This is a genomic window from Streptomyces sp. NPDC003691 (assembly GCF_053981115.1).
In genome coordinates this window covers 76387-84833 of the sequence record NZ_JBSFNQ010000029.1, presented here as the reverse complement: position 1 = coordinate 84833, position 8447 = coordinate 76387, and the positions used below count along the sequence as shown (strand labels likewise).

The 8447-nt window shown below is 74.5% G+C and carries 1 pseudogene; it reads left to right on the top strand.

The window, feature by feature from the left end:
* Window positions 1-8412: pseudogene (locus ACWDR0_RS16490) on the top strand (SDR family NAD(P)-dependent oxidoreductase); the annotation flags it as partial.
* Window positions 8413-8447: the final 35 nt, after the last annotated feature.

The following is an 8447-nucleotide window of genomic DNA, read 5'->3' as shown; positions in this document are numbered from 1 at the left end:
GCGGTGCGGGGTTCGTCGGATGTGGAGTCGGTGGGTCTGTTGTCGACGGCTCATCCGCTGGTGGGTGCGGCGGTGTCGCTGGCCGGTGGTGAGGGGGTCGTACTGTCGGGGCGGCTGTCGTTGCGGTCGCATCCCTGGCTGGCGGATCATGCGGTGTCGGGCACGGTTCTGCTGCCGGGCACGGCGTTCGTCGAACTCGCGGTGCGTGCCGGGGACGAGGTCGGCTGCGGCCGGGTCGAGGAACTCACCCTCCACGCGCCCCTCACCGTCCCCGCCCAAGGCGCCATCCGCATCCAGGTCACCACGGACGCGCCGGACCCGGCCGGAATTGTCGCCCTGCGCGTACACGCACAGCCCGAAGGCGATACGCACTGGACGCTGCACGCCTCCGGCACCCTCGCCCCCGCCCCCGCGGCCGTCGAAACACCGTCCGACCTGACCCAGTGGCCGCCCGCCGACGCCGAAGCACTCGACCTCGACGGGCTGTACGACGGCATGGCCGTCGCCGGCTTCGGCTACGGGCCGGCCTTCCGGGGCCTGCGGGCCGCCTGGCGGCTCGGCGACGACGTCTACGCCGAAGCCGCGCTGGAAACCTCCGACACCGACGGCTTCGGTCTGCATCCGGCACTGCTGGATTCGGCGTTGCACGCGCTGGGTGTGGGCGGTCTGGTCAGCGGCGATACGGCGAGGCTGCCGTTCGCCTGGCGCGGTGTCTCCCTTCATGCCGAGGGTGCCGCGGTGCTCCGGGTGAAGCTGTCCCCGCTGGGTGAGGACACCCTGTCGCTCCAGGCCGCCGACGCCACCGGCGCACCCGTCATCGACATCGACTCCCTGACGCTGCGACCGGTCCGGCAGAGCACCCCCGACACCGCACCCGACTCCCTGTTCCGGGTCGACTGGACCGCGCTGGGCGTCTCCGGCCTGGAAGCCCCCGCCCAGCGGTGGGCCGTGCTCGGCGCACCGGCCGATGTGCCCGGGGCGCCCGTCGAAGGACTCACCGCCCTCGACGGCGGTCCCGCTGCCGCTTTCGCTCTCGCCGAAGCGGACGCGGCGGAATCCGCACCGGATCTCCTCGTCCTGCCCTGCCCCCGGTCCGAGGCCGCCGACGCACCCGCCGCGGTACGCGCCGTGCTCGCCGAGGTCCATACGGCCGTACGCGGCCTACTGGCCTCCGACCGACTCGCCGACACCCGTCTTGTCCTGGTCACCCGGGACGCCACGACCACCGCGGACCCGGTGCAGTCCGCCGCCCGGGGCTTCGTACGGGCCGCCGCGGCCGAGCACCCCGGCCGGTTCGTCCTGGTCGACAGCGACGGGTCCGTCCCCCTCGACGTGATCGTCGCGACCGGTGAGCCCGAGGCCCGCGCCCAGGCGGGCGAGGTGCTGGTACCCCGGCTGACCCGTGCCACGCCCAACGGTCTGGGCGTCCCCGAGGGCGACTGGCGCGTCGAGCCCGACGGCAGCGGCTCGCTCGACGCCCTGCGCGCCGTCGGCATTCCGGCCACCGACCTCGAACCCGGCCCCGGACAGGTCCGGATCGCCCTGCACGCAATCGGGCTGAACTTCCGGGATGTGCTGATCTCGCTCGGAATGTATCCGGGGGTGGCGGAGATCGGGGGCGAGGGCGCGGGCGTCATCACGGCAGTGGGTCCGGGGGTGGATCTGGTGCCGGGGGACCGGGTGATGGGCCTCTTCAGCAATGGCCTCGGCACATCCGTGGTGGTGGACCGGCGGTTGGTGGTGCCGGTGCCTGCGGGGTGGTCGTTTGCGGAGGCTGCTTCGGTTCCGGTGGTGTTCTGCACGGCGTGGTACGGGTTGCGGGACCTGGCGGGTCTGGGTGCCGGGGAGTCGGTGCTGGTGCATGCGGCTGCGGGTGGGGTGGGGATGGCGGCGGTGCAGCTCGCCCGGCTCTTGGGTGCCGAGGTGTTCGGTACGGCGAGTGCGGCGAAGTGGCCCGCGGTCACGGCGCTCGGGGTTGCCGAGGAGCGGGTGGCGTCGTCGCGTGACCTGTCGTTCGAACCCGCGATCCGTGAGGCGTCCGGCGGCGGGGTCGATGTGGTCCTCAACTCGCTCGCGGGTGAGTTCGTGGACGCGTCGCTGCGGCTCCTGAACCCCGGTGGCCGGTTTGTGGAGATGGGCAAGACGGATATCCGGGACCCGGAGCAGATACCGGACGTGATGTACCGGGCGTTTGATCTGGCGGAGGCGGGTCCGGATCGTATCCAGGAGATGCTGCTGGAGCTGGTCGGCCTCTTCGAACAGGGCCTGTTGCAGCGGCTTCCGCTCACCGTCCGAGACGCACGCAAGGCCCCGGGTGCCCTGCGGCTGATGTCGCGGGCCGGGCATATCGGCAAGGTCGTTCTCACCGTCCCGCAGCCCCTGGACGGTTCGGGGACGGTGCTGGTCACCGGTGGTACGGGTGTGCTCGGCGGGCTGGTGGCCCGGCGGCTGGTCTCCCGGCACGGCGTACGGCACCTGTTGCTGCTGAGCCGCAGGGGAGCCGATGCTCCCGGGGCCCGCGAACTCGTCGACGAGCTGCGGGAACTCGGTGCCGAGGCGACCGTTGCGGCCTGTGATGCCGCCGACCGGGAGGCCCTCGCCGCGGTCCTGGCCGCGATACCCGATGACCATCCGCTCACCGGTGTCGTTCATGCCGCGGGTGTGCTGGACGACGGTCTGGTCGAGTCGCTGTCGGCCGGGCAGATCGACCGGGTCCTGGCGGCGAAGGTCGATGCCGCCGTCAATCTGCACGAGCTGACCGCAGACCTCGCCGCCTTCGTTCTCTTCTCCTCCGCGGCCGGTGTTCTCGGCGGCGCCGGACAGGCCAACTACGCCGCCGCCAACTCCTTCCTCGATGCCCTCGCCGAACAGCGGAGCGCCACCGGACTGCCCGCCACCTCCCTCGCCTGGGGTCTGTGGGAATCCCGCAGCGGACTCACCGCGGCCCTGGGCACCACCGACCTGGCCCGGATGTCCGGCGGCGGTGGTGGAGCACTCACCGACCACGAAGGACTCGCACTCTTCGACGCCGCATTACGCGGTACGGACCCACTCCTGGTGCCGATACGCCTCGACCTCGGCCGGATCCGGGAGCGCGGCGAGACCCACGGCGTCCCGCATCTGCTGCGCGCCCTCGTCCAGCCCCGTACCCGGCGGGCGGCGGCCCGCACCGGCGGACCGTCCTCCCTCGCCGACCGGCTGGCCGCACTGCCGGCTGCCGCCCGGCGCAAGGCGGTCCTGGAGCTGGTCCGTACGGACGCGGCCGCCGTCCTCGGCCACGGCGACGCCGAAGCGGTCGAGGAGGCACGGGCCTTCCGGGAGATGGGCTTCGACTCCCTGACCGCCGTCGAACTGCGGAACCGGATCATGGCCGCCACCGGACTGCGGCTGCCGTCCACACTCGTCTTCGACCACCCCACACCACAGGCGCTGACCGACCACCTCGCCGAAGCGCTGTCCGGCGGGCCGGGCACCGCGGCCACGGCCGGGACCACGGCCGGGGACACCGCACCGGACGGCGGACGCCCGGCCGCCACCGACGGCGACCCAATCGTCGTGGTGGGCATGAGCTGCCGCCTCCCCGGCGGCGTACGGACCCCGGACGACCTCTGGCGGCTGCTGGCCGCCGGGCGCGATACGGTGACCGGCTTCCCTGCCGACCGCGGCTGGGACCTCGACCGCGTCTTCCACCCCGACCCGGCGCACACCGGCACCAGCTACACCCGCTCCGGGAACTTCCTGCACGACGCCGCCGAGTTCGACCCCGCGTTCTTCGGGATCTCGCCGCGCGAGGCCGTGGCGATGGACCCCCAGCAGCGGCTGATGCTCGAAGCGTCGTGGGAGGCGCTGGAGAGCGCGGGCACCGATCCGGCGTCGCTGCGCGGCAGCCGTACCGGAGTGTTCACCGGCTATGTCGGCCAGGACTACACGGCGGCCCTCGCCGCCGCGCCCGACGGCCTCGAAGGCCATCTGATGACCGGCAACGCGGGCAGTGTGATGTCCGGCCGGGTCTCGTACGCCTTCGGTCTCGAAGGCCCGGCGATGACCGTCGACACGGCGTGCTCGTCGTCGCTGGTCGCCCTCCACCTGGCGGCGCAGGCACTGCGCAACGGCGAATGCTCGCTCGCCCTCGCCGGGGGCGTGACCGTGATGAGCACACCGGGATTCTTCGTCGAGTTCAGCCGCCAGCGCGGACTCTCCACCGACGGCCGCTGCAAGGCGTTCTCGGCGGCCGCGGACGGTATGGGCGCGGCCGAGGGGGTCGGTGTCCTCGTCCTGGAGCGGCTGTCGGACGCCCGGCGCAACGGTCATGAGGTGCTGGCCGTGCTCCGCGGCTCCGCGGTCAACCAGGACGGCGCCTCCAACGGGCTGACCGCGCCCAACGGGCCGTCGCAGCAGCGCGTCATCCGGGAGGCCCTGCGGTCCGCCGGGCTCACCCCGGCCGATGTCGACGCCGTCGAGGCCCACGGCACCGGGACGAGGCTCGGCGACCCCATCGAGGCCCAGGCGCTCCTCGCCACCTACGGCCAGGACCGCGAACAGCCCGTCCGCCTCGGCTCCGTGAAGTCCAACGTCGGCCACACCCAGGCCGCCGCCGGAGTCACGGGCGTCATCAAGATGATCCTCGCGATGCGGCACGGGCTGCTGCCGAAGACGCTCCATATCGACGAGCCGACGTCCGAGGTCGACTGGGAGGCGGGCGCGGTCGAGCTGCTCACCGAGGCCGTGCCGTGGGCGGCCGGGGAGCGGCCGCGGCGCGCGGGCGTGTCCTCGTTCGGTATCTCCGGCACCAACGCCCACGTCATCCTGGAGGAGGCGCCGCGGGACCCGTCCGCTCCCACCGCGGGGGCGGACACCGCGGCGGACCCGGAGACGGACCCCGGTACGGACCCCGGTACGACCTCCGAGACGGCAGCGACGGCGGAGACTGCGGCGGAGACGGCTGCGGGCACCGGGCCGGTCCCGCTCGTCCTGTCGGCGAGGTCCGCCGAGTCGCTGCGGGAGCAGGCCGAACGCCTCGGGCACCTGCTCGCCGAGCGCCCCGGAGTGCGGCCGGCCGATCTCGCCCTGTCGCTGGCCACGACCCGTACACCGTTCCCGTACCGGGCCTTTGTGACCGGTGACCGGGACCGGCTCCCCGGCCGCCTGGCCGCGGTCGCCGAAGGCCGGGCGCCCGTGACCCCGGTGCCCTCGTCGGCCCGGCTCGCCTACCTCTTCACCGGGCAGGGCTCCCACCGGGCGGGCATGGGCGCCGCGCTGTACACCGCGTACCCCGCCTATGCCGCGGCGTTCGACGCCGTCGCCGCCGAACTCGCCCCCCGGCTGGAGCGGCCGCTGACCGATGTCGTCCTCGGCGACGCCGGTGACCTGCTCGACCGGACCGACTACGCGCAGCCCGCGCTGTTCGCGGTGGAGGTCGCCCTCTTCCGGCTGCTGGAGTCGTGGGGCGTACGGCCCGATTGGGTCGCCGGTCATTCGGTCGGTGAGATCGCGGCCGCACATGCGGCGGGCGTACTGACGCTCCCCGACGCGGCGCTGCTGGTCGCCGAGCGCGGCCGGCTGATGCACACGCTGCCGCCGGGTGCGATGGTCGCGCTGGAGGCGGGAGAAGAGGAGACGGCGGCGGATCTGGCGGCGGTGGCCGACCGGGTCTCCCTGGCCGCCGTCAACGGGCCGAGGGCCGTGGTCCTCGCGGGCGACGAGACCGCGGTGGCGGAGATCGCGGCCCGCTGGCGGGCGAAGGGGCGCCGTACCAAACGGCTCGCGGTCGGCCGGGCCTTCCACTCGCCGCACGTCGACGGGGTGCTCGGTGAACTCCGCGCCGTCGCGGGCACGCTCGACCCCCGGACCCCCGAGATCCCGCTGGTCTCCATGGTCACCGGGGCTCCGCTGACCGACGCCGATATCCGCTCCCCCGAACACTGGGTGCGGCACGCGCGGGGCACCGTACGGTTCCTCGACGCCGTCCGGGCGCTGGAGTCCGCCGGGGCGACCACGGTCCTGGAGCTGGGGCCGGACGCGGTGCTCACCGCGATGGGGCGGGACTGCGTCCCGGACGGGACGGAGTTCGTGCCGTTCCTCCGGGCCGACCGGGCCGAACCCGGCACCGTCGCCACCGCCCTCGGCACGCTCTTCACCCGCGGGATCACCGTCGACTGGCGGGCCGTGTTCCCCGGCGCGCGGACCGTACCGCTGCCCACCTACGCGTTCCGCCGCCGTCGCTACTGGCTGGATGCCGACCGTACGACCGGCGGCGGCGCCCCGGCCGCCCTCGGCCTCGACCGGGCCGGGCACCCGCTGCTGGGGGCGGCCGTCGAACTGGCCGACGGCGACGGCGCGGTGCTCACCGGGGTCCTCGGCCCGCGCAGCCACCCGTGGCTGGCGGACCACCGCCTGAACGGGGTTCCGGTGGTCGCCACCGCCGTACTCGCGGAACTCGCCCTGAGCGCGGGCGACGGGCTGGGCTGCGACCGGCTGCACGACTTCGCCTGCACCGTACCGCTGGTGCTGCACGACGAGGGGGCACGGCTCCAGGTACGGGTCGGCCCCGACGAGGGCGGCCGCCGCAGGGTCACCGTGGACGCCCGTACCGGGCAGCGGTGGACGCGGCACGCGGAGGGCGAACTGTCCGCCGGACACGATGCCACCGGGGCGGAAGCCGGGCCCGATGCCACCCGGGCGGAAGCCGGGCCCGATGCCGCCACGGCGGACACCGGCCCCGACGCCGCCGCGCTCTTCGCCGCCGCCGTACCGGTCGACATCGCGGAGCCGACGGCCCGGGCCGGTGCCGCGGGCCCGGCCGTCACCGGGGTCTTCGGCGCGCTGCGCGCGGTCCGGCGGCACGGCCACGACGTCCTCGCCGAACTCTCCCTGCCCGACACCGCCTCCGTCAGCGGCTTCACCGTCCACCCGGCGCTGCTGGAAGCCGCCTGGCACAGCGCAGGGACCGACGCCCCGTACGGGGGCGCCGCGGCCGATGCCCCGGTCCAGCCGGCCGTCTGGCGTTCGCTCACCGTCGCCGCCTCCGGGGCGAGGGACGTCCTGGCGCACGCCGCACCGACCGCCGACGGGCAGGGGCTCCGGCTCCGCCTCACCGACCCCGCGGGCAACCCCGTGGCCGCCGCGGAAGTCGTCCTGGGCACGGTGGAACTGCCCACCGCCCCGGCCGGACACGGGAACGCGGGGGACACCCGGGCCACGGGGGACCCGGACGGAGACGGCGGGAGCGACGCCCGTACCGTACGGGCCGTCGCGACCACCAACGACGCCGGCCGGCTCCGCGCCCTGCCGCACAGCGAACGGGCCGCCGAGCTGACCCGGCTGATCCGCACGGCCCTCGTCGCCGTACTCGACCTCGACACCGAACCGGACGAGCGCGACTTCCTCTCCCAGGGCCTCAACTCCCTGGGCGCCACGGAGCTGCGCAGGCGGCTGACCGCCGCCACCGGGACGGACCTCGCGCCCACCGCCGTATTCGACCACTCCACCACCGCGGCGCTCACCGCCCACCTCCTCGAAAGGATGGCCGAGCCCCCGACCGGAACAACCGCCGGAACAACCGCCGGGACAACCGCCGGGACAACCGCCGGGGCAGCGGCGGGCGGCACGGACGCCGGACCGATCGGCACCCTCTACTGGGAGGCCAGTGCGGCGGGCCGCTTCGCCGAGGCGACCGTGCTGCTGGAGGCCGCCGCCGGACTGCGCCCCGCCTTCACCGCCGACGACCCGCCGGAGCCGCGTCCGGTCCGGCTCGCCGAGGGCGACGGCAGCGACGACGGCCCCGTGATCATCTGCTTCCCGTCCTTCAGCGCGGTCGCCGGTCCGCACGAGTACGTCCCCCTGGCCGCACGGTTCGCGGGCACCCACGAGGTGGTGGCACTGACGCATCCCGGCTACGGCGCCGGGGAGCCCCTGCCGGCCGGTCTCACCGCGCTCGTGGAGGCCCATGCGCGCGCCGTCCTGCGGTACGCCGACGGCCGGCCGTTCGTCCTCGTCGGCTGGTCGGCGTCGGGCATGCTGGCGCACGCCGTCGCCGAACGCGTCGAACAGCAGGGCGTCCCGGCGGCCGCGGTCGTCCTCGCGGACAGCTACGCCCCCGCCGTCATCCGGCGCAAGCCCTGGCTGGAGACCACCCTCACCGAGGTCGTCGCCGCCAGGGAGAACGCCGTCGCGCTGCGCAACGACACCCGGCTCACCGCGATGGGCCGCTACCTCCAGTCCTTCCGGGGCTGGGACCCCCGCCCCATAACGGCGCCGGTCCTGCTGCTGCGCGCCCTCACCCCCTACACCCCGCAACTGCCGGAACAGCACCCCGACTGGCGTGCCGAATGGGAACTCGCCACCGAGGTGCGCGATGTCACCGGATCGCACTTCTCGATGCTGGGCGACGACTGCGACGAAGCGGCGCACACCGTCCGCGAGTGGCTCGGCGCACGCCTGAACCGTCA